The sequence below is a fragment of the Sandarakinorhabdus rubra genome (assembly GCF_010994245.1).
GTDB classification, from domain to species: Bacteria; Pseudomonadota; Alphaproteobacteria; order Sphingomonadales; family Sphingomonadaceae; genus Sandarakinorhabdus; species Sandarakinorhabdus rubra.
In genome coordinates, this window is the sequence record NZ_WMHO01000012.1 from 1 (window position 1) to 24815 (window position 24815).

General features: G+C 66.8%; 23 protein-coding genes and 1 pseudogene. 20 read left to right on the forward strand and 4 right to left on the reverse strand.

The features are described 5' to 3' along the window. Both GJV64_RS01595 and GJV64_RS01600 read left to right on the forward strand, forming a co-directional pair. Window positions 1-193 (forward strand): heme exporter protein CcmB (locus tag GJV64_RS01595; RefSeq protein WP_205599482.1); only part of this gene is annotated, 193 nt, incomplete at its 5' end. Window positions 194-272: 79 nt separating this feature from the next. Continuing rightward, complete coding sequence (locus tag GJV64_RS01600) at window positions 273-821, forward strand: c-type cytochrome (protein ID WP_408014961.1); 549 nt, start codon at window positions 273-275, stop codon at window positions 819-821. A gap of 138 nt (window positions 822-959) precedes the next feature. Here the strand turns inward: GJV64_RS01600 and GJV64_RS01605 are convergent, their stop codons facing one another. The 4 genes from GJV64_RS01605 to chlG are packed head-to-tail and all read right to left on the reverse strand — an operon-like array spanning window position 960 to window position 4931. Continuing rightward, complete coding sequence (locus GJV64_RS01605; protein ID WP_164155548.1) at window positions 960-1451, reverse strand: TspO/MBR family protein; 492 nt, start codon at window positions 1449-1451, stop codon at window positions 960-962. A gap of 17 nt (window positions 1452-1468) precedes the next feature. After that, window positions 1469-2716, reverse strand: coding sequence for a geranylgeranyl diphosphate reductase (locus GJV64_RS01610; protein WP_164155549.1), 1248 nt, complete (start codon window positions 2714-2716; stop codon window positions 1469-1471). Further along, complete coding sequence (locus tag GJV64_RS01615) at window positions 2713-4029, reverse strand: BCD family MFS transporter (RefSeq protein WP_164155550.1); 1317 nt, start codon at window positions 4027-4029, stop codon at window positions 2713-2715. Before GJV64_RS01615 ends, GJV64_RS01610 begins: the two co-directional genes overlap by 4 nt. After that, window positions 4029-4931: a chlorophyll synthase ChlG gene (chlG, locus tag GJV64_RS01620; protein ID WP_164155551.1), complete on the reverse strand. Its 903-nt coding sequence runs from the start codon at window positions 4929-4931 to the stop codon at window positions 4029-4031. Before chlG ends, GJV64_RS01615 begins: the two co-directional genes overlap by 1 nt. Before the next feature lie 159 nt (window positions 4932-5090). Here chlG and bchF point away from each other — a divergent pair, with 159 nt between their 5' ends. From bchF to GJV64_RS01710, 18 genes and pseudogenes are all read left to right on the forward strand, one after another. Further along, window positions 5091-5636, forward strand: a complete 546-nt coding sequence (gene bchF, locus GJV64_RS01625) for a 2-vinyl bacteriochlorophyllide hydratase (protein WP_164155552.1) — start codon at window positions 5091-5093, stop codon at window positions 5634-5636. A 17-nt stretch (window positions 5637-5653) separates the two neighbouring features. After that, window positions 5654-6925, forward strand: coding sequence for a ferredoxin:protochlorophyllide reductase (ATP-dependent) subunit N (locus GJV64_RS01630; RefSeq protein WP_205599484.1), 1272 nt, complete (start codon window positions 5654-5656; stop codon window positions 6923-6925). A 3-nt stretch (window positions 6926-6928) separates the two neighbouring features. Continuing rightward, window positions 6929-8515: a ferredoxin:protochlorophyllide reductase (ATP-dependent) subunit B gene (gene bchB, locus GJV64_RS01635; RefSeq protein ID WP_164155553.1), complete on the forward strand. Its 1587-nt coding sequence runs from the start codon at window positions 6929-6931 to the stop codon at window positions 8513-8515. Then, window positions 8505-12197, forward strand: coding sequence for a magnesium chelatase subunit H (locus GJV64_RS01640; protein WP_164155554.1), 3693 nt, complete (start codon window positions 8505-8507; stop codon window positions 12195-12197). Before bchB ends, GJV64_RS01640 begins: the two co-directional genes overlap by 11 nt. Window positions 12198-12208: 11 nt before the next feature. After that, a complete protein-coding gene (gene bchL, locus GJV64_RS01645; RefSeq protein ID WP_164155555.1) occupies window positions 12209-13111 on the forward strand; it encodes a ferredoxin:protochlorophyllide reductase (ATP-dependent) iron-sulfur ATP-binding protein in 903 nt (300 codons plus the stop codon). 1 nt (window position 13112) lies between these two features. Beyond that, window positions 13113-13823, forward strand: coding sequence for a magnesium protoporphyrin IX methyltransferase (bchM, locus tag GJV64_RS01650; protein ID WP_164155556.1), 711 nt, complete (start codon window positions 13113-13115; stop codon window positions 13821-13823). Window positions 13824-14026: 203 nt separating this feature from the next. Then, complete coding sequence (puhA, locus tag GJV64_RS01655) at window positions 14027-14800, forward strand: photosynthetic reaction center subunit H (RefSeq protein ID WP_164155557.1); 774 nt, start codon at window positions 14027-14029, stop codon at window positions 14798-14800. Between the two features lie 67 nt (window positions 14801-14867). Further along, the gene (gene puhB / locus GJV64_RS01660; protein ID WP_235927552.1) at window positions 14868-15476 is read left to right on the forward strand and encodes a photosynthetic complex putative assembly protein PuhB; all 609 of its coding nucleotides are present in this window, start codon (window positions 14868-14870) and stop codon (window positions 15474-15476) included. Further along, entirely contained in the window at window positions 15473-16033 is a 561-nt protein-coding gene (puhC, locus tag GJV64_RS01665) for a photosynthetic complex assembly protein PuhC (RefSeq protein ID WP_164155559.1), read from the forward strand. Before puhB ends, puhC begins: the two co-directional genes overlap by 4 nt. Continuing rightward, complete coding sequence (locus GJV64_RS01670) at window positions 16033-16326, forward strand: hypothetical protein (RefSeq protein WP_164155560.1); 294 nt, start codon at window positions 16033-16035, stop codon at window positions 16324-16326. Before puhC ends, GJV64_RS01670 begins: the two co-directional genes overlap by 1 nt. After that, on the forward strand, window positions 16326-17405 hold the full coding sequence (acsF, locus tag GJV64_RS01675; protein ID WP_164155561.1) for a magnesium-protoporphyrin IX monomethyl ester (oxidative) cyclase: 1080 nt from the start codon (window positions 16326-16328) through the stop codon (window positions 17403-17405). The genes GJV64_RS01670 and acsF overlap by 1 nt, the downstream gene beginning before the upstream one ends. Before the next feature lie 16 nt (window positions 17406-17421). Next, complete coding sequence (gene puhE, locus GJV64_RS01680; RefSeq protein WP_235927551.1) at window positions 17422-18270, forward strand: putative photosynthetic complex assembly protein PuhE; 849 nt, start codon at window positions 17422-17424, stop codon at window positions 18268-18270. Window positions 18271-18290: 20 nt separating this feature from the next. Beyond that, the gene (gene hemA, locus GJV64_RS01685; RefSeq protein ID WP_164155562.1) at window positions 18291-19514 is read left to right on the forward strand and encodes a 5-aminolevulinate synthase; all 1224 of its coding nucleotides are present in this window, start codon (window positions 18291-18293) and stop codon (window positions 19512-19514) included. Window positions 19515-19647: 133 nt separating this feature from the next. Then, window positions 19648-20604: a sodium-dependent bicarbonate transport family permease gene (locus GJV64_RS01690; RefSeq protein ID WP_164155563.1), complete on the forward strand. Its 957-nt coding sequence runs from the start codon at window positions 19648-19650 to the stop codon at window positions 20602-20604. Then, a complete protein-coding gene (locus tag GJV64_RS01695; protein WP_164155564.1) occupies window positions 20601-20915 on the forward strand; it encodes a DUF190 domain-containing protein in 315 nt (104 codons plus the stop codon). The genes GJV64_RS01690 and GJV64_RS01695 overlap by 4 nt, the downstream gene beginning before the upstream one ends. A 129-nt stretch (window positions 20916-21044) precedes the next feature. Beyond that, entirely contained in the window at window positions 21045-23348 is a 2304-nt protein-coding gene (locus GJV64_RS01700) for a TonB-dependent receptor (RefSeq protein ID WP_164155565.1), read from the forward strand. Between the two features lie 110 nt (window positions 23349-23458). After that, window positions 23459-24487, forward strand: a complete 1029-nt coding sequence (gene bchI / locus GJV64_RS01705; protein WP_164155566.1) for a magnesium chelatase ATPase subunit I — start codon at window positions 23459-23461, stop codon at window positions 24485-24487. Then, window positions 24484-24815, forward strand: a pseudogene (locus GJV64_RS01710) (hypothetical protein); the annotation flags it as partial. The gene bchI and the pseudogene GJV64_RS01710, both read left to right, overlap by 4 nt.

Below are 24815 nucleotides of genomic sequence, written 5' to 3' on the forward strand. Positions count from 1 at the left end.
GGCCGCGCTCACTGCCGGGCTGAAAGGTGGCGGCGCGCTTGCCGGCCTCATCGTGCTGCCGCTGGCGCTGCCGGTGCTGATCTTCGGGGTGGGCAGCGATGTGGACGGCGCGCTCAGGCTGCTCGGCGCCGCCAGCCTGGTGGCGCTGGCGGTGGGGCCATTCGCTGCGGCGGCGGCACTGAAGCCCGATTAGGCGCGCGGGTTCATTCGACAGTCAGATGACATGATGGTAATCAGGGCGCGCAACCGAGGAGGAGCCCCCCATGCGCCTGATGCCCGCCGCCACGCTGATCACCGCCGCCCTGCTGACCGCCGCCTGCGGTGGCAGCGACAAGGCCGCCGAAGCGCCTGCGGCCGAAGCCCCTGCGGCTGAAACGGCGACCGCCGAGGCCCCGGCTGCTGAAGCGCCCGCTGGCGAAGCGCCGGCACGTGAAGCCGCCGAAGCACCGGCCGCGACGCCCGCTGCGGCCCCGGCGCCCGCTGCCCCTGCTGCTGGCGTCACCTATGCCAGCCTCACCGGCGATGCCGCCAAGGGTGAGAAGGTCTTCGCCCAGTGCAAGGCCTGCCATGTCGCGGAAGCCGGCAAGAACCGCGTTGGCCCCTCGCTGTGGGCGGTCGTCGGCCGCAAGTCCGGCTCGGTCGCCGGCTTCAATTACAGCAAGGCCAACAAGGAGAGCGGCGTCACCTGGAGCGAGGACGTGCTGTTCACCTATCTCGAAGCCCCGGCCAAGTTCATGCCCGGCACTCGCATGGCCTTTGCCGGCCTCAAGAACCCGCAGGACCGCGCGGATGTGATCGCCTACCTCAAGACGAAGGCGTGATGGCCTTGCACGGCCGGCGGCAGAGCCGCCGAGTCCGTGCTTCCCTGGGCGACTGCAAACAAGAAGGCAGGGCGTGGCGGAGCCACGCCGTCGAAGATGTTCTGCCGGGCTGCGGCCCGGCAGCCAGCCCGGCGGCGGCTAAAACGGCCCGTTCATCTCCACGATCGCCCGGTTGAGCATGGCGGCGAAGCCCACCCACGCCAGATAGGGCAGCAGCAGCAGCGCGGCCGGGCGGGAGATGCGCCACATCACGACGATGAGGGCGGCGATGCTGCTCCAGAGGATACCGACTTCCAGCGCCGCATAGTCCGGTCGGTGCAGGCGGAAGAACAGGAAGCTCCACAAGAGGTTCAGGAAGCCGTTGAGGGCGAACAGGCCGATGATCGATTCTGCCTGCGGCTTGCTGCGCGCTGCCACCCATGCGGTGGCGCCGGACATGGTGCACAGGCCGAAGATGATCGTCCACGCCGGGCCGAACAGCCAGGTCGGTGGCGCCCAGTCGGGCTGTTTCAGCGCCTGATACCAGGGGCCGATGTCGGTGATCGTGGCGCCCACCGCCGCCGTGAAGGCCGCCGCCACCGCCGCAATGGCGGCGGGCAGGACCCAGGCCTGTTCCGACAACCGGGCCATCGGCCCCCCTTTTCGCCTCAGGCCTGCGCCCGCTTGCCGGCGCTGCCGGCCTCGCGCACGCCGCCGCCCGACAGAATGCCGGTGACTAGCTGCACGCTGTCCTTCAGGAAGATCTTCACGTGGGCGAGCGGTTTCTTCCGCGCCAGTTCCTTGTTCATGTAGGCTTCCCAGGTCAGTTCCTGGATGTCCTTGTCCATGCACAGCTTCACGAACTTCTCGCGCATCGTGTCGCTGCGGTACCACCACCACTGCATGATGCCGAGCACCTTGAACACGGTGCCATGCTGCTTCAGGAAACGCTTGCGGGCCAGCGCGAGCTTCGAGGAATCGCCGGTCTTCAGGGCTTCGGCGGCGGCCCTGGCGGCTTCGCGCCCGGCGGTCATGGCATAGAAGATGCCTTCGCCGCTGGCCGGGGCCACGGTGCCGGCGGCATCGCCGGCCACCACCACGTCCTTGCCGTTGTCCCACTTCTTGCGAGGCCTCAAGGGGATGGGCGCGCCTTCGACGCGAACCGTCGGGCAGGTCTCTTCGGTCATGCCCAGCTCCTCGCGCAGCTTGCCGACCGCCTTCCTGAGCTCGAAGCCCTGCACGGCGCTGCCGGTGCCGATGCTGGTCTTGGAACCGTGCGGGAACACCCAGGCATAGAAGTCCGGGCTGTGCTTGCCCTGGTAGAAGACGTCGCAGCGATTGCCCTCGAAGCCCTTGAAGCCTTCCGCCGGGCTTTCCACCACCTCGTGATAGGCGGCGACGAAGGGCAGTTTCTCCTCCGGCAGGGCGGCGCGGGCCACGGCCGAATTGCAGCCATCACAGCCGATCAGCATCTTGGTGCGCACCTTCACCGGATCGGAACCGCGCGGCGCACCCTTGGGACGGTAGGCAACGATGGCGGTGCCGTCGGCATCGCGCTCCAGCGCCTCGAACGTGCCGTCGCGGCGGTCGGCCCCGTTCTTCGCGGCACGGGCGCGCAGCCATTCGTCGAACACGTCGCGATCAACCATGCCGACCCAGCCGCCTTCGCCCACCGGCATGTCCACCTTGCGGTCCTCCGGGCTGATCATGCGGGCGCTGTTGGCCGTGGTGCAGAGCAGGTCCATCGGCACGTCGAAGTCTTTCAGCAGGCGCGGCGGCACTGCGCCGCCGCACGGCTTGATGCGGCCCATGCGGTCGAGCAGCATCACCTTGAAACCTTGTAGCGCCAGATCATTGGCTGCGGTTGCGCCCGACGGCCCGCCGCCCACCACCACCATGTCGAACATCTCGGTCATGCAACAGCCTCCCGCGTTGCCGGCGAAGCCGCCGGCGATTCTCCCACCCGGTCATTCAACTTCAAGGCGATGATTGCGGCAACCACGAACAGCAGGGCTTCGGCTGCAAACACCAGTTCAAAGGCCTGTGCCGTGGTGGCCATGGCGCCGCGCAGCTGATCGACCGCGAGGGCGCCCACAAAGCCGCCGATGCCGAACGCGCTGGCCTGTGCCGCGCCCCAAAGGCCCATGCGGATGCCCTCATGCCCCGGGCCACCCCTGCCGGCCAGTTCCAGCATGGAGCCGATCGCGGCCACCGCGAACATGCCGTTGGCAAAGCCCAGCAACACCACGTTCACCGTGAGCGGCCAACCCGGCCCGGCGCGCGCCGCCATGGCAAGGCTGGCCAGCGCCAGTGCCGAGGCAAGGCAGCCGGTAACGATCCAGCGCCTGAGCTTGAGGCCGGCTTTCCCACCGAACGCATGGCCGCCCACGCCGACCAGGATCATGCCGACCAGCACGCCGCCGTTCTGCGCGCCCGACAGGCTGGTGGACTGGCCGGGCGTCATGCCGAACACCAGGCCGGCGAACGGTTCCAGGATCAGGTCCTGCATCGAATAGGCCAGCATCGAGAAGAACACGAAAATGCTGAACAGCCGGGTGAGGGGGTCATTCCAGATGCCCTTCAGCGCCGCGCCGAAGGGGGCGGCCTCGCGCTTCGCCTCGGCCTGCGGCGCCCCTTCGACGCCCCAAACGGCCAGGCACGACACGGTGAAGGCCACCGCCACGACGCCGCCCGCCACGGCGATCAGCCGCTGCGGCGAGAAGGGATCGAGCAGCGCGCCCGCCGTGATCGCCGAAACGACGATGCCGGCGATCATCATGATCCAGGTGAGGCTGGCGGCGGCCGGCCGCCGCGCCTCGGCGGTGCGGGTGGCGAGCAGCGCGAGAAGCGACGTGCCCGACGCGCCGACCCCGATGCCGATCATCGCATAGGCAAGGCAGAGCGCGGCGAACACCGGCCAGAAGGGGCCGGCAAGCTGCGTGGTGGCAAAGGTGGCAAGCAGACCGCCGGCGCCCAGAACGCCCATGCCACCGATGATCCACGGCGTGCGCCGCCAGCCGGCGTCCGAGCCATGGCCCCATTTCGGCCGCGACAGCTGCACGCCATAATGGAAGGCGACCAGCCCGGCCGGCAGGGCGGCAGCCATCTGATACTCCACCACCATGATGCGGTTGAGCAGCGAGGAGGCCAGCATGACGATTGCGCCCAGCGCGCTCTGCACCAGCCCCAGACGGGCGATGCCCAGCCAACCCAGCGGCGCCTGTGTCATCACACGATCACCGACAGACCGAAGGCGGCAGTGAGCATGCCCAGCACGTACAGCGTAGTGCCGGTGGCGTTGTAGAAGGGCGCGTTGGCCGCCGGCGCCGCCAGCACGCGCTGCATCAGCACCACCTGCATGGACAGCGAGAAGGCGACCATCGCTGCCGGCCACGACAGGCCCCAGCGGGCGAGCAGGATGATCACCACCACCTGCGGCAGCGCCATCGTCCAGCAGGCGATCTCGGCGGCGTTGCGCTCGCCCAGCTGCACCGGCAGCGAGTTGACGCCCAGCGCGGCGTCACCCTTCACCGCCTTGAAGTCATTCAGGACCATAATGCCGTGGGCGCCCAGCGCATACATGCACAGCACCCAGATGATGCGCGTATCAGGCACGCCGCCGGCCATCACTGCGGCGCCGGTGAACCAGCTCACCCCTTCATAGGCGGCCGCACACACCAGCGGGCCCAGCCAGCCATCGGCCTTGAAGCGCAGCGGCGGCGCCGAATAGGCCCAGGCCATGGCGACGCCGACGATGGTGGCGACGCCAACCACCGGCCCGATGAGGAAGCCGACGGCGAGGCTGATGATGGTGCCGATGATGGCGATATACAGCCCCCAGCGCCCCGGGATGCGCCCTGAGGGGATCGGCCGCTGCGGCTCGTTGATGGCGTCCACGTGCCGGTCGAACCAGTCGTTTATGGCCTGGCTGTTGCCGCACACCAGCGGCCCGGCCAGCAGCATGCCGGCCACCAGCACGCCCCAGCGTTCGGCCAGCGGCACGCCCGAGGAGACGACCCCGCACATGAAGGCCCACATTGGCGGGAACCAGGTGACCGGTTTGAGCAGTTCCAGCACGTCGCGCGGGTGCGGCACGCTGCGGACCGGGGCTGGCGGGGGGACATGCTCCATGTCTGCAGCACTAGCGTCGCCGGTGCCGGGGCGTCAACGCGAGCCGGACAGGGGCGTTACGGTTTCGTCATTTTGCCGCGCGTGCGCAGTTGACAGGCAAGGGTCCGGTGATAGGACTTGCGGCTTGTTACACAGGCGGGATCGAGGGGTTTGACCGCAGTGCCATCAGCATCAGGAGCGCCAGCTACACGGCCGCTCTACACGCTCGAAGAGCGCGTGCGCCGGGATTCAACCAAGTGGACGCTGGTGCAGGGCATCCTGGCGCCGATCCAGTTCGTCGTGTTCGGCATCAGCCTCTATTTCGTGCTCGACTATCTGCGCACCGGCCAGAATTACGACATCGCCATCTGGTCGGTGGTGGCCAAGACCTTGATTCTCTACACGATCATGATCACCGGCGCGATCTGGGAGAAGGTCGTGTTCGGGCAATATCTGTTCCACGAAAGCTTCTTCTGGGAAGACGTGTTCTCGATGCTGGTGATCGTGCTGCACACGCTCTACCTGTTCGGGCTGTTCACCGGCATTGCCGATGATGGCGTGCTGTTTGCCACCGCGCTCGCCGCCTATGTCGCCTATGTGATCAACGCCGCCCAGTTCATCTGGAAGCTGCGCCAGGCCCGGCTGTCGTCGCAGCCCGCCATCGAGGCCGTCCACGCCGCTGATTCGGATGCGGTGGCCGGCCCGGCCATGGCGCAGGCGGCGTGAGCGGGGAGCGGTCCCAGGTGCCGTCTTCGGCCGGCTGCGACGCTCCGCCGGTGGGTGCCGATGGCATCCTGCGCGAGCGCGGCCAGCGCGAGGTGTTCTGCGGGCTGACTGGCATCATCTGGCTGCACCGCAAGATCCAGGATGCGTTCTTCCTCGTCGTCGGCAGCCGCACCTGCGCCCACCTGCTGCAATCGGCGGCCGGCGTGATGGTGTTTGCCGAGCCGCGCTTCGGCACCGCGATCATCGAGGAGAAGGACCTCGCCGGCCTTGCCGACGCCAACGAGGAACTTGACCGGGTGGTGACGCGGCTTTTGGCGCGGCGGCCCGATATCCGCATGCTGTTCCTCGTCGGCTCTTGCCCGTCGGAGGTCATCAAGCTCGATCTGTCGCGCGCCGCGCAGCGCCTGAACTCCCGCTTTGCCCCCAATTGCCATGTGCTGAACTATTCGGGCAGCGGCATCGAGACGACCTTCACGCAAGGGGAAGACGCCTGCCTCGCCGCCCTGGTGCCGGAACTGGCCTTCACCGATGCCAAGCAGCTGATGATCGTCGGCAGCCTGCCTGACATCGTCGAGGACCAGCTGACCCGCCTGCTGACGGACCTGGGCATCCCCACCATCGTCTCGCTGCCGGCGCGCCGGGCCGGCGCCATGCCCGCAATTGGCCCCAACACCAAATATCTTCTCGCCCAGCCATTCCTGGCCGACACCGGCGCGGCGCTCGACAAGCGCGGCGCCGTGCATCTGCCGTCGCTGTTCCCGTTCGGGGCAGAGGGCACGACGGCCTGGCTGCATGCCGCGGCGCAGGCGTTTGGCATCTCCGAGGAGCGCTTCGCGCAGGTGACGGCGGCGCCGCGTGAACGGGCGAGGAAGGGCCTTGCCCTGTATCGTGACCGCCTCCAGGGCAAGCGCATCTTCTTCATGCCCGACAGCCAGCTGGAGGTGCCGTTGGCGCGCTTCCTCGCCGGCGAGCTTGGCATGGAACTGGTGGAAGTGGGCACGCCCTATCTGCACAAGGGCCATTTGATCGACGAGATTGCGGCGCTGCCGCCCGGGACGCTGGTCTCGGAAGGGCAGGATGTCGAGAAGCAGCTCGATCGCGTGCGCGCCGCGCGGCCTGATCTGACCGTCTGCGGTCTTGGCCTGGCCAACCCGCTGGAGAAGGAAGGCCTTTCGACCAAGTGGGCGATCGAACTCGTCTTCTCCCCCATCCATGGCTATGATCAGGCTGGCGACCTGGCCGAGCTCTTCGCTCGTCCGCTCCACCGTCGCGATCTGCTGAGGGTGTAGGCCATGCAGCTGACCGTCTGGACCTATGAAGGCCCGCCCCACGTGGGGGCAATGCGCGTTGCGACGGGCATGAAGCAGCTGCACTATGTGCTGCACGCCCCGCAGGGCGACACCTATGCGGACCTCTTGTTCACGATGATCGAACGGCGGGATCATCGCCCGCCGGTCACCTATACCACCTTCCAGGCCCGCGATCTGGGCAAGGACACCGCCGAGCTGTTCCAGAAGTCGGCCCGCGATGCCTTCGAGCGCTTCCGCCCCCAGGCCATCATCGTCGGCGCCAGCTGCACCGCCGAACTGATCCAGGACGATCCGGCTGGCCTGGCCGAGACCATGGGCCTGCCGTGCCCGGTGATCCCGCTGGAGCTGCCGAGCTACAGCCGCAAGGAAAACTGGGGCGCGTCCGAAACCTTCTACCAGATCGTGCGCGCACTGGCTGACAAGGAACGGCGGCCACCGCCTGCGGTAGGCGAGGCCGGTCCGCGCCGCCCGCTGGCCAACATCCTCGGTCCCACCGCACTGGGCTTCCGCCACCGCGATGACGTGGTGGAGATCAGCCGGCTGCTCGAAAGCCTCGGCATCAGCGTGAACCTTGTGGCGCCGCTGGGGGCCACGCCGGCCGACCTGGCGCGGCTGGGCGAGGCGGATTTCAACATCTGCCTCTATCCCGAGATCGCCGCCCAGGCCTGTGGCTGGCTGGAGCGGACCTTCCGCCAAAAGACCGTGAAGACGGTGCCGATCGGGCTGAATGCCACCCGCGAGTTCGTGGCCGAGGTGTGTGCGGCCGCCGGCATCATCCCGCCGGCGGATCTCGATATGGGCCGCATGGGCTGGTGGTCGCGCTCCATCGATTCCACCTATCTCACCGGCAAGCGCGTCTTCATCTTCGGCGATGGCACCCATGCCGTGGCCGCCGCCCGCGTGGCGTCGGAAGAGCTTGGCTTCAAGGTGGTCGGCCTTGGCTGCTACAACCGCGAATTCGCCCGCGAGGTGCGCGCGGCGGCGGAAGTCTATGGCGTCGAGCCGCTGATCACCGATGACTATCTCGCCGTGGAAGAGGCGATCGAGGCCGCCGCGCCGGAGCTGGTGCTGGGCACGCAGATGGAGCGCCACATCGCCAAGCGGCTGCGCCTGCCCTGCGCGGTGATCTCGGCGCCGGTGCACGTGCAGGACTTCCCGGCCCGCCACAGCCCGCAGATGGGCTTTGAAGGCGCCAACGTGCTGTTCGACACCTGGGTCCACCCGCTGGTGATGGGGCTGGAGGAGCATCTGCTCACCATGTTCCGCGAGGATTTCGAGTTTTCCGACGCGGCCGGACCCAGTCACCTTGGCCATGCGTCGGCTGGGGCGCATGCCCCTGTGCCAGCCGCAGCGGAACAGGCCGCTGCAGCCGTGGCGTTGGCCGACGCGCCGACCGAGGCTGCCGAACCGGGCGGCTGGACTGCCGAAGCCCTTGCAGAACTCGGAAAAATCCCGTTCTTCGTGCGCGGCAAGGCCCGCCGCAACACCGAACGCTATGCGGCCGAGCATGGCGTTGCCACCATCACCCGCGAGACCTTGTACGAGGCCAAAGCTCATTATGCGCGCTGATACCCCGCCCTCCCGTCAGGACCGGCCGGATCACTGTCATGTCGTGATCGTCACGCTCGACAATCACCTGTCGGGCGCCATCGACCGGGCACGCGTGCGCTTCCAGAAGATGGGCATGCCGGTGTCCATCGGATTCCATGCGGCGGCCGATTGGGACAAGCCGGGCAAGCTGGAAGCCACCCGCGCCGACATCGCGCGCGCCGACATCGTTGTCGTCACCATGCTGTTCCTCGATGAACAGATCCGCATGATCAAGGACGCGCTCACCGCGCGACGCGAGGACTGCGACGCGATGGTGTGCCTGATGAGCCAGTCCGACGTCGTGAAGATGACGCGGATGGGCGAGTATCGCATGGACGTGCCGCCCAAGGGCCCGCTGGGCTGGCTGAAGAAGCTGCGCGGCTCGTCGAAGGATGGCGCGGCCAACAGCGGCGCGGCCCAGCTGGCGGTGCTGCGGCGCCTGCCCAAGCTCTTGAAGTTCGTGCCCGGCACCGCGCAGGACGTGCGCGCCTATTTCCTCACCCTGCAATATTGGTTGGCCGGCAGCGACGACAACGCCTTCCAGATGATCGCCGCGCTGGTCGATCGCTATGCCTCTGGTCCGCGCAAGGCCTTGCGCGGCCAGACCAGGGTGGAAGCGCCGCAGGAATATCCAGAGGTTGGCGTCTATCACCCCGATCTGCCGCAGCGCATGTCGGAACGCCTGGCCGACCTGCCCTGGAAGAAGGATGCGGTCGGCACCGTGGGCGTGCTGATGCTCCGCTCCTACGTGCTGGGCAAGGACAGCAACCATTATGACGGCGTGATCCGCGCGCTGGAGGCCCGCGGCCTCAACGTGATCCCGGCCTTTGCCGGCGGGCTCGACCAGCGCCCGGCGATCGAGACGCTGATGATGAAGGACGGGGTGGCGACGGTGGATGCCGTCATCAACCTCACCGGCTTCTCCCTCGTCGGTGGCCCGGCCTACAGCGATGCCAAGGCGGCCGAGGAGATCCTCACCAAGCTCGACCGGCCCTACATCTCGGCGCATCCGGTGGAGTTCCAGACGCTGCAGCAATGGGGCGCCAACCGGCAGGGCCTGCTGCCGCTGGAAGCCACCATCATGATTGCCATCCCCGAACTGGATGGCGGCACCCAGCCGATGGTGTTTGGCGGCCGCAGCGATGCCGGCGGCGAGGCCTGCACGGGCTGTTCGCGCCAATGCAGCTGGGCCCCTTCGGACGGTGTGCGCGCCATGCAGTCCTGTCCGGAACGCGCCGAGGCGCTGGCCGACAAGATGCTCAAGATGGTGCAGCTGCGCCGCGCCGAGAACAAGGACCGCAAGCTCGCCGTCGTGCTGTTCAACTTCCCGCCCAACGGCGGTGCGGCTGGCACGGCGCAGTTCCTCAGCGTGTTCGAGAGCCTGCACCGCACCCTGAAGCGCCTCAAATCGGAAGGCTATGACGTCGAGGTGCCGGCGAGCGCCGACGAGGTGCGCCGCCGGGTGATCGAAGGCAACGCCATGCAATATGGCCAGGAGGCGAATGTCCATGCCTTCGTGCCCGCCGACACCATCGTCGCCACCGAACCCTATCTGGCCGAGATCGAGCAGGAATGGGGCCCGGCGCCGGGCAAGTTCCAGTCCGACGGCCGCAACGTGCTGATCACCGGCGCGCAGTTCGGCAACGTGTTCGTGGGCATACAGCCGGCCAACGGTTACGAGAGCGACCCGATGCGGCTGCTGTTCGATGGCCGTTTTGCGCCAACCCACGCCTTCATGGCCTTCTATCGCTGGATCCGGAACGATTTCGGCGCCCATGCCGTGATCCACTGGGGCACCCATGGCAGCCTGGAATTCATGCCCGGCAAGCAGACCGGGATGACGATGAGCTGCTGGCCGGAGCGCATCATCCAGGACCTGCCGAACATCTATCTCTATGCCGCCAACAACCCGTCGGAAGGGGTTCTGGCCAAGCGCCGCTCGGGCGCCACGCTGGTCTCCTATCTCACCCCGGCGCTGACCAATTCCGGCCTCTACAAGGGCCTGTCCGACATCAAGGCCAGCGTTGACCGCTGGCGCTCGACCGAGCCGGGCAGCCCCGAACTGGCGGGCTTGGAGGAGATCATCCGCGAGCAGGCGGAGGCGATGGACCTCGATGGCAGCGATCTCTCAAAGCTGGCGGCCAAGCTCTACGAGATCGAGCAGGAGCTGATCCCGCAGGGCCTCCACGTGTTTGGCGAGGCGGAAAGCGAAGAGGCCCGCATCGACATGCTGTCCGCCTGTGCGCAGGCGCGCGGTGAGACCGTGGACCGCGAAACGATCGAACTGCTGATCAAGGGCCGCATCGTCCCCAACACGCCGACACTGCGCGAACTTGCCAACATCAACGCCGCGCTCAGCGTCAACCACGAGATGGACGGGCTGATCCGCGCGCTGGATGGCCGCTACGTGCCCCCGGTGGCCGGTGGTGACATTTTGCGCGATCCGGAAATCCTGCCGACGGGCCGCAACATTCACGGCTTCGATCCGTTCCGCCTGCCGTCGGCCTATGCCTGCAAGGATGGCGCGGCGCAGGCCCAGCGCATCCTTGATCGCGCCATGGAGGATGCCGGCAAGCTGCCGGAAACCGTCGCCATGGTGCTGTGGGGAACCGACAACCTGAAATCCGAAGGCGCGCAGGTCGCCCAGGCGATGGCGCTGATGGGCGCCAAGCCGCGCTTTGACAGCTACAACCGCCTGTCGGGCGCCGAGCTCATCCCGCTTGAACAGCTGGGCCGCCCGCGCATCGACGTGCTGGTGACGATGTCGGGCGTGTTCCGCGACCTGCTGCCGCTGCAGACCAAGATGCTCGCCGAAGCCGCGCTGCTCGCCTCCGAGGCCGATGAGCCGGTGGAGATGAACTATATCCGCAAGCACAGCCTCGCTTACCTTGAGGAGCATGGCTGCGACATGGCCACCGCCTCCCTGCGCGTCTATTCCAACGCCGAAGGGGCCTATGGCGCCAACGTCAACCTCTTGATCGACAGCGCCAACTGGACCGATCCCAACGAGCTGGCCGACTGCTACGAGAAGCAGAAGGGCTATGCCTATGGTGTCGATGGCAAGCCCAAGCGTCAGCCCGGCCTGCTCGCCAGCGCGCTGAAGACGGTGGATTGCGCCTATCAGAACCTCGAGAGCGTCGAACTCGGCATCACCACCATCGACCAGTATGTCGACACGCTGGGCGGCATCAGCCGCGCTGTCACCCGCGCCAAGGGCGAGGCGGCGCCGGTCTATATTGGTGACCAGACGCAGGGCAGCGGCAAGGTCCGCTCGCTGCAGGAGCAGGTGGCGCTGGAATCGCGCACCCGCACCCTCAATCCGGTGTGGATCGAGGCGCAGCTGAAGCATGGCTATGAAGGCGTGCGCCAGGTGGAAGCGGCGGTGACCACCACCACCGGCTGGTCGGCCACCACTGGCCAGGTCGATCCCTGGGTCTATCAGCGCATCACCGAGACCTATGTGCTGGACGACGCAATGCGCCAGCGCATCGCCGAGATGAACCCGCGCGCGGCCGCCAAGATCGCCAACCGGCTGATCGAAGCGGCGGACCGCAATTTCTGGCAGCCCGATGCGGACACGCTGGCTGCCCTCTATGCCGCAACCGACGCGATCGAAGACCAGCTTGAAGGCGTCGCGCCGGCCGGCACCATGGCCGCATAAGGAGCCATCCAATGACCCTCATCATCGACAAGACCAAGACACCCGGCCCGCCCGGAGATGGCGAGGGCAGCGTGCAGGTGAAGCTGGACCCGTCCCAGAAGATCGAGGGCGCCAAGGTGTTCGCGGTCTATGGCAAGGGCGGCATCGGCAAGTCCACCACCTCGTCCAACCTGTCGGCAGCCTTCTCGCTGCTCGGCAAGCGGGTGCTGCAGATCGGCTGCGACCCCAAGCATGATTCGACCTTCACTCTGACCAAGAAGCTGATGCCCACGGTGATCGACGTGCTGGAACAGCATGAGTTCCACCACGAGGAGCTGCGGCCCGACGACTATATGTTCGAAGGCTATAACGGCGTAATGTGCGTGGAGGCGGGTGGCCCGCCGGCCGGCACCGGCTGCGGCGGCTATGTCGTCGGCCAGACGGTGAAGCTCTTGAAGCAGCACCACCTGCTGGAAGACACCGACGTGGTGATCTTCGACGTGCTGGGCGACGTGGTGTGTGGCGGCTTTGCTGCGCCCCTGCAGCATGCCGAGCGCGCCATCGTGGTGACCGCCAATGATTTCGATTCGATCTTCGCGATGAACCGCATCATGGCCGCCATCCAGGCCAAGGCGAAGAATTACGAGGTGCGCCTCGCCGGCTGTATCGCCAACCGTTCGGCCAACACCGACGAGATCGACCGCTTCTGCGGCGCCACCGGCATCGAGCGGCTGGCGCATCTGCCCGACCTAGATGCCATCCGCCGCAGCCGGCTGAAGAAATGCACCATCTTCGAGATGGGCGACGAGCCGGAGATCATCGCGGCGCAGAATGAATACAAGCGGCTGGCCGCGCTGTTGTGGGCCGGCGTCGAGCCCTGCAACGCCAAGGCGATGAAGGACCGCGACATCTTCGATTTCCTTGGTTTCGAGTGAGATGAACCTGCACACACCGAAGCACGCCCCCGGCTGGGAGTCCAAGCGGGCCAAGCTGGAACATTATTTCGACCGCACTGCGCTGGATGCCTGGGCGGCGATGACCAGCGATGCGCCGGTCTCGAAGATCCGTGCCACCGTTCGCGCCGGGCGGCAGGAGATGCGTGACACGTTGCTGTCGTGGCTGCCGCAGGACCTCAGTGGCCGGCGCATCCTTGATGCCGGCTGCGGCACCGGCATGCTCGCCATCGAGGCGGCGCGCCGCGGGGCCGAGGTGGTGGGCATCGATGTCTCGCCGCAGCTCATCGAAATCGGCAAGGAACGCCTGCCCGAGGACGTGAAGGGCCGCATCTCGCTGCACGCCGGCGACATGCTGGATGCCAGCTTCGGCAGCTTCGATCACATCGTCTCGATGGACGTGCTGATCCATTACGAGAGCGACCAGATCGCGGCGGCCACCGCCCGGCTGGCCGAACGCGCCCGGCATTCCATGCTGTTCACCTTCGCGCCGGGCACGCCGCTGCTGCGCACCGCGCGCGCCATCGGCCAGTTCTTCCCGAAGAGCGACCGCTCGCCCAGCATCATTCCGGTGGCGCACGACCTGTTGAAATCGCGGCTGTCGCGCAGCGTGCCGCAGGCCCGGCTGGGCCGCGACCGGCGGGTGAGCCGCGGTTTCTACACCAGCCACGCCCAGGAGGTGCTGCTGTCATGACGGCGGCGCTGCAGCAAATCATTGCATATCTGTCACCTTCTGCACTACCCACGCCAACATCTGCCATGCTATGGCACCGGTCTGGGACTCGTATCGGTCACCCCGCAGGCGCGGCGGGTGCTGGCCGCAAGGCTATCGCGCTGGTTCGTCATGGTGGTGCGCAACACCGTGGCGTTCTGTATCTTTGAGGGGAGACGCCTCGCATGACGAACGTGCATCTGGTGGGTGGGCTTGATATCGCCGAACTCACCTTCTTCGCCTTCTTCCTGTTCTTCCTGGGCCTGGTCTGGTACCTGCGCGGGGAAGATCGCCGCGAAGGCTATCCGGTGGAAGACGATCTGACCGGCGCCGCCCATGGCGGGACCGAGCCCCTGTTCTTCAAGCCGCCCAAGACCTTCAAGCTGCCGCACGGCCTGGGCGAGGTGACCACCCCCACCGCCAACGAGCGTGACGAGGTGCCAACCAACGTGCTGCCGCGCGCCTGGGCCGGCGAACCGCTCGACGTGGTGGGCGACAAGCTCACGTCCGGCCTCGGCCCGGCCTCGATCGCGCAGCGTGCCGACCGGCCGGATCTCGACATGCACGGCGCCCCGCGCATCGTGCCGACCCGCCTGGTTGGCCACCCGGTCAGCGTTCACCAGAACGACATCGATCCGCGCGGCCTGCCGGTCTTCGGTCTTGATGGCGGCAAGGCCGGCACGGTCAAAGACCTGTGGATGGACCGCGCCGAATCCTGCCTGCGCTATCTCGAGGTGGAGCTGGAAGGTGGCGCCGGCACGGTGCTGATGCCCTACACCATGTCGGAAATCTCGGCCCGCGGTGTGATGACGGATGCCATCACCGGTGCCCAGATTGCCGGCGTGCCGCGCACCAAGTCGCCCGACCAGGTGACCCTGCTGGAAGAAGAGAAGATCACCGCCTATTTCGGCGCTGGCTATCTCTGGGCCACGCCGGAACGGGCCGAACCGCTGATCTGATCCGGCGCCGGCCCGGAATGGGCCAGTGCCGGCAGCGGACCGGAAATGGACGGAGCTGCCAGTGTCGATGGAGTATGAAGACGAGCCAATCCCGGGCCTGCCCGGGCGGCTGCCGCCGGGGGAGGAAATCCTCTGGCAAGGCACGCCTGATTGGCGCGGCGTGGCCCGCGGCGTCTTCCACACGCGGCTGGTGGCCGCGTGGTTCGTGTTCGTCGCCAGCCTTGCCTTTGTCGCCGGAGGCACCGGCCTTGCCGGTGCGGCGGTGACGCTGCTGGTGGCCGGGCTGGGCCTTGGCGTGCTGGCTGTGCTGGCCCGCGCCCAGGCCCGCTCGACCATTTACACGCTGACCAACCGGCGGGTCGTGCTGCGCTTTGGCGTGGCCCTGCCCAAGTGCGTGAACGTACCGTTGGCGCTGGTTGGCAAGGCTGATGCCAAGCCGGCCGGGGCCGGGCTGGTGGACGTGTCTCTCACCCCCACGGTGCGCTTCCCGCTGGCCTATCTGCAGATGTGGCCGCACGTGCGCCCGTGGAAGTTCGGTTCGCCGCAGCCGATGCTGCGCGCCGTGCCCGAAGCCTTCGTGCCGATGCTGGCCGACGCGCTGGCCAAGTCCGATCCGGCCCGCAGCGCGACCACCGAAGCGCCGGCCGCGCCAGCCATGGTGGGGGCGGCGGCGTGAGCGGCGAGTTCACCAACGAACGCTTCCCGGTGACGGCGCTCTATGCCGCCGGCGCGCTGATCGCGGTCTCGATACTGACCGTGGGCAGCATCCGCGTCGGCCTGTTGCCGGCCCCGGAAACCGCGCCGCAGTCGCGCGAACGCCGTCACGTGCCGATCGCCGTGGCCCGTGATTTCCGCTTTGAGGATCGCGCCGATGGCGCGCTGCTTGTCACCGATGTCGCGGCGAACAAGCTGGTGTTCCTCTATCCGCCGGGCGCCAACACCGGCTTCATCCGCGGCGTGATGCGCGGCCTGATGCGCGAGCGCCGTCTGCACGAAGTGGCGCGGACCGGGCCGGTGACGGTGGCGCAGTGGGCCGATGGCGCGCTGACGCTGGAAGACAAGACCACCGGACGCATCATCGAGCTGGGCAGCTTCGGCCAGACCAACCGTGCCGCCTTTGCGCAATTGCTGGTGCCCTATCAGAAGGGCGGCAGCGGCGTGCCCGACAAGCCGATTGTGGCCGAGGTGCCGGCGGCCTCCACCACGGCGCCCTTCCTCGGGGGGCCGGGCTGATGGGCCTGTTCAGCCGCGACCGCTATGACACGCAGTGCACCATCGAGGTGGAGCACACGTTTGACAATCTGCACGCCCATGTGGAGCTGGATGGCGACATCGAACTCGGCCCCGGCGACCAGGTGAAGGTGCACGGCGAGGCGGTGAAGCTGCCGTTCGGCGAAAAGCTGACCCTGCGCCGGCCGGTGACTGTGTGGAAAGCCACCCCGTTCGAACGGCTGTGGACCAAGTGGCGGGCGCAGCTGGAACTGACCGAACTTTACGAAATCACCTTCAGCTCGGAGAAGCCGTGATGAACGCCGTGACCCCCATCCAGTCGGGTGCCGAGATCACCAAGGAAGACGCGCTGGCGATCGCGCGCCAGGAAACCGTCCTCAGCCCGCGCTTCTACACCACCGATTATGCTGCGATGGACCGCATCGACGTCAGCCGCGTGCGCGCCGAGTGGGACAGCCTGATCGCCGAGATGCAGGCCGATCCCAACAAGAAGCATTTCAAGCGCACGCCGGAGTTCGACGGCGTGATCGCCGCCATGGACCCGGAGCTGAAGCCGGAGTTCGTCGATTTCCTGGTCTCCTCGATGACGTCGGAATTCTCCGGCTGCATCCTTTATGCCGAGATCACCAAGCGGATGAAGAACCCGGATGCCAAGGCGCTGTTCAAGCTGATGGCCCGTGATGAAAGCCGCCACGCCGGTTTCATCAACGACAGCCTGAAGGACGCCGGCATCGGCATCGACCTGGGCTTCCTGACCAAGACCAAGAAATACACCTTCTTCCGGCCGAAGTTCATCTTCTACGCCACCTATCTTTCGGAAAAGATCGGCTACGCCCGCTACATCACCATCCACCGCCACCTCGAGAAGCATCCCGAAAAGCGCTTCCACCCGATCTTCAAGTGGTTCCAGGAATGGTGCAACGACGAGTTCCGCCATGGTGAGGCATTCGCGCTGCTGATGCGCTCGGACCCGAAGCTCACCTCGGGCCTCAACGTGCTGTGGATCCGTTTCTTCCTGAACGCCGTGTATGCCACCATGTATGTGCGCGATCACAAGCGACCGGTGCTCTACAAGCATTTCGGTATCGACCCGACCGATTTCGGCTTCAAGGTGTTCCGCATCACCACCGACATCACGCGCCAGGTCTTCCCGATCGGCCTGCAGACCGATGCGCCGAGCTATCGCGCGCTCCTCGAAACCATGCGCCAGACCAGCGACGCCATCGATGCGGCGGTGGCGGAAGGTGGCATCATGGGCAAGATCAAGCGCGTCGGCCTGTCGCTGAAGGCCGGCCTCACCTTCGCGCGCCTCTATCTGCATCCCGTGGACCGGATCGAGGTGACCCCCAACGTGCGCATGGCGCCCGTCTGGTAAGGGCCACGTTGCCGCCGTGACCGACTTCGCGCTGCCTCTGCTGTTCGCCACCGTGCTGTGGTTCGTGGCCACCGGCTTCGTGCTGTGGCTCGACAAGTTGCCCAGCACCACCTGGCCGCTCTCCATCACGCTGGCCACCGTGGCCTCGGGCTTTGCCATGGGCGGCATCATCGCCACCGCCGAGGAAACCAGCCCGTGGGCGGCCTATGTGGCCTTCGCCTGCGCGCTGGTGCTGTGGGGCTGGCACGAACTGTCGTTCCTGATGGGCTTCGTCACCGGGCCGAACCGCAACCCCTGTCCGCCCGATGCGCGCGGCTGGCGCCGCTTTCGGCTGGCGGCGGCCACGCTGATCTATCACGAGGTGGCGATGTTCGCCTGCCTGCTGGTGATGATGGCTGTGACCTGGAGCAAGGCCAACCAGACCGCGACGCTCACCTTCCTGCTGCTTTTTGTCATGCGGCTATCGGCGAAGTTCAACATCTTTGCCGGCGTGCCGCATCTGTCGACCGAAATGATGCCCGATCACATGCGCTATCTCGCCAGCTACTTCCGCATCGCGCCGCCGCGCTGGATCTTCGTGGCCTCGGTGAGCGGCATTGCCGTGCTTGCCGCCTGGCTGGCCGACAAGGCCCTGAGCAGCGATGGCGGCATCGCCACCGGCTATGCGCTGGCCTTCGCGCTGGTGGCGCTGGCTTTTCTCGAACATGGCTTCCTGGTGGTGCCCTGGCAGGACACCGCCATCTTCCGCTGGGCGATGCCCGAAGCAGCGCGTCGGCAGGCCGGCGGGGCATCTAACGAAAATGTCACGATGCCCCCCCAGAGCGAGACGAATCCGCTTGCGGTGCGACAAAACGCCGTGCAATGAACGGCGCCGGGAGATGATGAATGGATTTTGAAGCCCATTTCCAGGCCGCCCTCGACGGGTTGAAAGAGCGCGGAAACTACCGGGTTTTTGCCGAGCTCCAGCGTCGCCGCGGTGACTATCCGCACGCCACGCGCTACCTGCCCGATGGCAGCACCCAGGATGTGACCGTGTGGTGCTCCAACGACTATCTGGGCATGGGCCAGCATCCCGACGTGCTGAACGCCATGCACGAGGAGCTTGACCGCTCCGGCGCCGGTGCCGGCGGCACCCGCAACATTTCCGGCACCATGCACGTGCACCGCCTGCTCGAAGGGGAGCTGGCCGACCTGCACGGCAAGGAAGACGCGCTGCTGTTCAATTCCGGCTACATGTCGAACTGGGCAGCGCTGTCGACGCTGGCCACCAAGATCCCGGGCTGCGTGGTCTTCTCCGACGCGCTGAACCATGCCTCGATGATCGAGGGGATCCGCCACAGTCGCGCCAAGTGCCATGTCTTCAAGCACAACGACGTGGAAGACCTAGATCGCCTTCTTAGCCAGTACGGCCCCGATGTGCCCAAGCTGATCGCCTTCGAGAGCGTCTATTCGATGGATGGCGACATCGCCCCCATCAAGGACATCTGCGACGTGGCCGACAAGCACGGCGCCATGACCTACATAGATGAGGTCCATGCGGTCGGCATGTATGGCCCGCGCGGCGGCGGCGTTGCCGAGCGCGAAGGCCTGATGGACCGGCTGACCGTGATCGAAGGCACGCTCGCCAAGGCCTATGGCGTGGTCGGCGGCTATATCGCCGGCTCCAAGGCGCTGTGCGATTTCGTCCGCAGCTTCGCCTCGGGCTTCATCTTCTCGACCGCCCTGCCGCCGGCGATTGCCGCCGGTGCGCTGGCCTCGGTCCGCCACCTCAAGGAAAGCCCGTTCGAGCGCAAGCGCCAGCAGGAGCGGGTGCAGCGGGTGCGTGCTGCGCTGCGCGCCATGGGCATCCCGCAGATGGAAAACCCCAGCCACATCATCCCGGTGATGGTGGGCGATGCCAAGAAGGCCAAGATGATCAGCGACTGGCTGATGGAACATCACGGCATCTATGTGCAGCCGATCAACTATCCCACCGTGCCGGTCGGCACCGAACGGCTGCGCATCACGCCTGGCCCGGTCCACTCGGACGACGATATCGACCGGCTGGTGAAGGCGCTGTCCGACATCTGGGGCCAGTGCGCCCTGCACCGGGTGGAAGCCGCGGCGTAAGCGTTTGGCCGGCAGGACACGAAGCGGCCCGGCGATCACGCTCGCCGGGCTTTTTCGTGAAGGAACCGGCCCCTTGCCGCTTGCGTCTTCGATCCTTACGCCAAGTCCATGAACATGCCGCCCGAGGTCCTGCTTGGCCGTTGATGCCCTCTTGCAGCCGGTGGTGCTGTTCTTCCTGCTCGGGGCGCTGGCCGCCTTCGCGCGCTCCGATCTGGCCATTCCGGAAGCGGTGGCCAAGGGCATCTCGCTCTACCTGATGATGTCCATCGGTCTGCGTGGCGGCGGCGAGGTGGCGGAAACTGGCTTCACCCACGACATGGCTCTGGCAGGCGGGGCCGGGCTTGCGCTGTCCTTCCTGTTGCCGCTGCCGGCCTTCTGGCTGCTCCGCACCGTGGGCCGCCTGGACCGGACCAACGCGGCGGCGGTGGCGGCGCATTATGGTTCGGTCAGCGTCGTCACCTTCGCCACCGGCTCGGAGATCCTGCGCCAGGCCGGCATGGCGCCAGCCGGCTTCATGGTGGGCGTTCTGGCCGTGATGGAGACCCCGGCGATCATCTCCGGGCTGCTACTGGCGCGCAGCGCCGGCAACGACAGTTTGGCCGCGCGCGGCGGCCTGCTCCACGAAACCTTCCTCAATGGCTCGGTGGTGTTGCTGCTGGGCAGCTTCCTGATCGGCATGATCGACGGCAAGGAGGGGCTGAAGGCGGTCGCCCCGGTGTTCGACGTTCCGTTTCGCGGCATGCTGTGCATCTTCCTGCTCGACATGGGCCTGATCGCTGCCCGCCGCCTGATGGACCGGCGCGCGCTCACCCTGCGCACCGGGGCGCTGGCGCTGTTGCTGCCGCTGCTGAATGGCACGCTAGGCGTTGTTCTCGGCACCGAACTGGGGCTGGATGCGGGCTCGGCCGCCGCCCTGGGCATCCTTGCCGGTTCGGCCAGCTATATCGCGGTGCCGGCCGTGATGCGCCTGGCGTTGCCGGCGGCCGATCCGGGCCTGTATCTGGGCATGAGCCTGGCGGTCACCTTCCCGTTCAACCTCACGCTGGGCATTGCCTATTATGGCTGGCTCGCTGCACATCTGGCCCCATGACCGACACCCTCCACCGCCGCCGCATCGAGGTGCTGGCTGACGAACCGCTGATCCCCGCCATCGTGCGCATCGCAGCGGCGGCCGGCATCGCACACTACACGCTGCTGCCCACGCTGGGCGGCGCCGGGGCGCATGGCCGCTGGCGCGATGACCAGCTTTCGGGCGCCACTGCCAAGGTGATGCTGCTTGCCATCACCAGCGCCGACCATGCCGCCGATTTCATCGAGCGCCTGGCGCCGCTTCTGGAGAGTCACCACCTGCTGCTGATGTCCAGCGACGTGGAGGTGGTGCGCGGCAGCAAGTTCGATTGAGGTGTGTGGCAGTTCGGCAACGTCATCAATATGACATTCAAATGAAACGAGGCTGAAGGAAAACACCCACCAAAGCGCAACATCTGCCTGCCAAGGCAGCCCCGCCAACCAACATACAGGGGCCTTTCCATGCGCACGCCATCCCTCCGTCTTTTCCTTCTCGCCAGCGCCGCTCTGGCAGCGCCCGCCTTCGCCCAGCAGGCCTCTCCGGTCGTCACCGCCGCCGCCGGCATCAATGAAGACGAAGAGATCATCGTCTACGGCAAGGGTGAAGTGCGCCAGGTCACCGAGATCAAGGCCGATGACATCAAGCTGACCGTGCCGGGCGCCAGCCCGTTCGTGGCCATCCAGAAGCTGCCGGGCGTCAACTTCCAGTCGGCTGATGCGTTCGGCGTCTATGAATGGTCCACCCGTATCACGCTGCGCGGCTTCAACCAGAACCAGCTGGGCTTCACGCTTGATGGCGTGCCGCTCGGCGACATGAGCTATGGCAACGTCAACGGCCTCCACATCAGCCGCGCCATCATTGCCGACAATATCGGCCGCACCCGCGTCAGCCAGGGCGCCGGCGCGCTTGGCACCGCCTCCACCTCCAACCTGGGCGGCACCATCGAGTTCTTCAGCCGCGCGCCGCAGGAAGAGCTCGGTGTCGCCGGTAACGCCACCTATGGCGACAACAACACCTATCGCTTCTACGGCACGCTCGACACCGGCGATCTGGGCGGCTTCAAGGCCTATATCAGCGCCGCGCACATCAGCGCCGACAAGTGGAAGGGCTTCGGCGTGCAGCGCGCCACGCAGGTCAACGCCAAGGCGGTGGCCGATCTGGGCGGCGATGCGACGTTCACCGCCTTCGTGAACTTCTCCGACCGCAAGGAGAATGACTATCAGGACTTCACCCAGGAAATGCTGGGCCGCCTGGGCTATTTCTGGGACAATATCTCCAACGACTGGCCGACGGCGGTGCGCGTGGCCTATGTCGCGGCCAACACCGGCTACAGCGGCGTGGCGGTTGGCCCCAACAGCTTCGGCACCACCTATCCGGCGCCGTTCGCCATTGCGGACGATGCCTATTATGATGCCGGCGGCCTGCGCCGCGACTGGCTGACCGGCGCCCGCCTCGAAGGCAGCCTCGCCGAACAGGTGAAGGCTGGCGTGCAATTCTATTATCACACCAACAAGGGCCAGGGTTCGTGGATCACGCCCTATCGCGCCAGCCCGGGCGGCCTGCCGCTCAGCTTCCGTACCACCGAGTATGAGATCAGCCGCTGGGGCCTGCTGGGCGATGTCACCGCCACCCTGGACAGCCACACGCTGCGCCTGAACCTCTGGTACGAGAACAATGATTTCGAACAGGCCCGCCGTTTCTATGACATGGGCAACAGCGAAACCGTGCCGCTGACCAATGCGCTGACCTATCAGACCAATCCGTTCTTCACGCAGTGGAACAACGACTACAACACCAAGACGTTCCAGTTCGCCGTGCAGGACCAGTGGGACATCAGCGAAGACCTGTCGCTGAGCTTCGGCTTCAAGGGGCAATCGGTGAAGCTGCGCGCGGCCGCCATCAACCCGGCGCCCGGACCGCTGGCGCTGGGCCGCATCGATGCCGAGGATTTCTTCCTGCCGCAGGTCGGCATCCTCTACAAGCTGGGCGGCGGCTATGAACTGTTCGCCAACTTCACCGAGAACCAGCGCGCCTTCACTGCGTCTGCGACCGGCGGTCCGTTTGCCACGTCGGCGGCCGGTTTCGCGGTGATCGCCAGCCAGCTGAAGCCGGAGAAGACCAACACCTTCGAAGCCGGCCTTCGCTTCGGCGAGGGCACGCTGCGCGGCGTGATCGCGGCCTATTGGGTCAACTTCTCCAACCGCCTGCTGGCCATCCCGCAGGGCCCCGGCATCGTCGGCAACGCCGCGCTGCTGTCCAACGTGGGTGACGTGCGCTCGCTGGGTGCCGAAATCGGCCTGCAGTGGCAGCCGGTCAAGGCGCTCACCGTGACCGCCAGCTATGCCTACAACGACAACACCTACCGCGATGACGTCATCAACAGCGAGGGCACGGTGGTGCAGGCCATCCGCGGCAAGACGGTGGTGGACAGCCCGAAGAGCATCGGCAACCTGGAAGTCGCCTATGATGACGGCAATTTCTATGGCCGCGCCAATGCCAACGCCATGTCGGGCCGCTTCTTCACCTATTCGAACGACCGTTCGGTGGGTGGCCGCGTGGTGGTGGACGGCAAGATCGGCTATCGCATCACCAGCGACAACCGCTGGCTGAACGGCCTGGCCATCGAAGGCACGGTGAGCAACCTGTTCGACCGTCGCTATGTCGCCACCATCGGTTCCAACGGCTTCGGCTTCTCCGGCGACAACCAGACGCTGCTGCCGGCGGCGCCGCGGCAGTTCTTCGTGACGCTGCGCAAGGATTTCTGATCCTTCCTGAAACGCAAGGCAGGGGCGGTCGCCGGTGACAAGGCGGCCGCCCCTGCGGCGTTTCGCCGGAATGCTTGAAGCCTTCGGCCATGCCCCCTAAGGCAACGGCCATGGCAACCCCCGCACGCATCCCGTTTCCGTTCACCGCCATCGTTGGCCAGGCCGAGATGAAGCAGGCGCTGCTGCTGGCGGCCGTGGAGCCGCGGCTGGGCGGCGTGATGGTGTTCGGCGATCGCGGCACCGGCAAGTCCACCGCTGTGCGCGCCCTGGCTGGCCTGTTGCCGCCGATGAAGGTGGTGCCCGGTTGCCGTTATGGCTGTGCCCCCGATGATCGCAGCCCCTGCATCGAAGGCTGCCGCGAAAAGGCCGGCAAGCGCACCGAGGAGGCCAGCGTGCCCTTCGTCGACCTGCCGCTGGGCGCCACCGAAGACCGGGTGGTGGGCAGCCTCGACCTCGAACGCGCGCTGGCCACCGGCGAGAAGCGCTTCGAGCCGGGCCTGCTGGCTAAGGCCAACCGCGGCTTTCTCTATATCGACGAGATCAACCTGCTCGAAGACCATCTGGTTGACCTGCTGCTCGACGTCGCGGTGTCAGGCACCAATGTCGTCGAGCGCGAGGGCCTCTCCATCCGCCACCCGGCGCGCTTCATCCTGGTGGGCAGCGGCAACCCGGAAGAGGGCGAGCTGCGGCCCCAGCTGCTCGACCGCTTCGGCCTGTCGGTGGATGTGCGCACCCCCACCGACATGGCGGACCGCATCGAGATCGTGAAGCGCTGCGACCGCTTCGATCGTGATCCGGCGGCGTTCGTGGCCGAGTTTTCCGACAGTGAGCAGGACACGCTGGAGGCTATCGCCCGGGCGCGCAAGCTGCTGCCCAAGGTGCAGGTGGAGGACGACATGCTCGGCCTGGGGGCCAAGCTCTGCTCGGCCGTTGGCGCCGATGGCCTGCGCGGCGAACTGACCCTGCTGCGCGCTGCCCGCGCCCAGGCTGCCCTGGCGGGCAAGAAGCATGTGAAGGCCCATCATGTCGCCGAAGTTGCCACCATGGCGCTGCGCCACCGGCTGCGCCGCAACGTGCTGGATGACACCGGCTCCACCAGCCGCATCACCCGCGCCATCGCGGAACTCATCCCGGCATGAGGCCGGACGGCGACGACGAGACATCGGGCGAACGCTGGGCCCTGGCGCTGGCCGCCATCGACATATTGGTGGCGGCGAGGGGGGGCATCGGCGGTATCCTGTTGCGCGCCCGGCCCGGCCCGGTGCGTGATGCCTGGGCCGATGCGTTGGCGATGGTGATCCCCACCCGCCGCCTGCCGGCCAGCGCCGATGCCGAGGCGCTGGATGGCGGCCTCGATCTCACCGCCACGCTGGCCAGCGGCAAGCCGGTTACTCGCGCCGGCATCCTCGCCGATGCGGCCGGCAAGGCGTTGGTGGTGCCGATGGCCGAGCGGCTGAACCCCGCGCT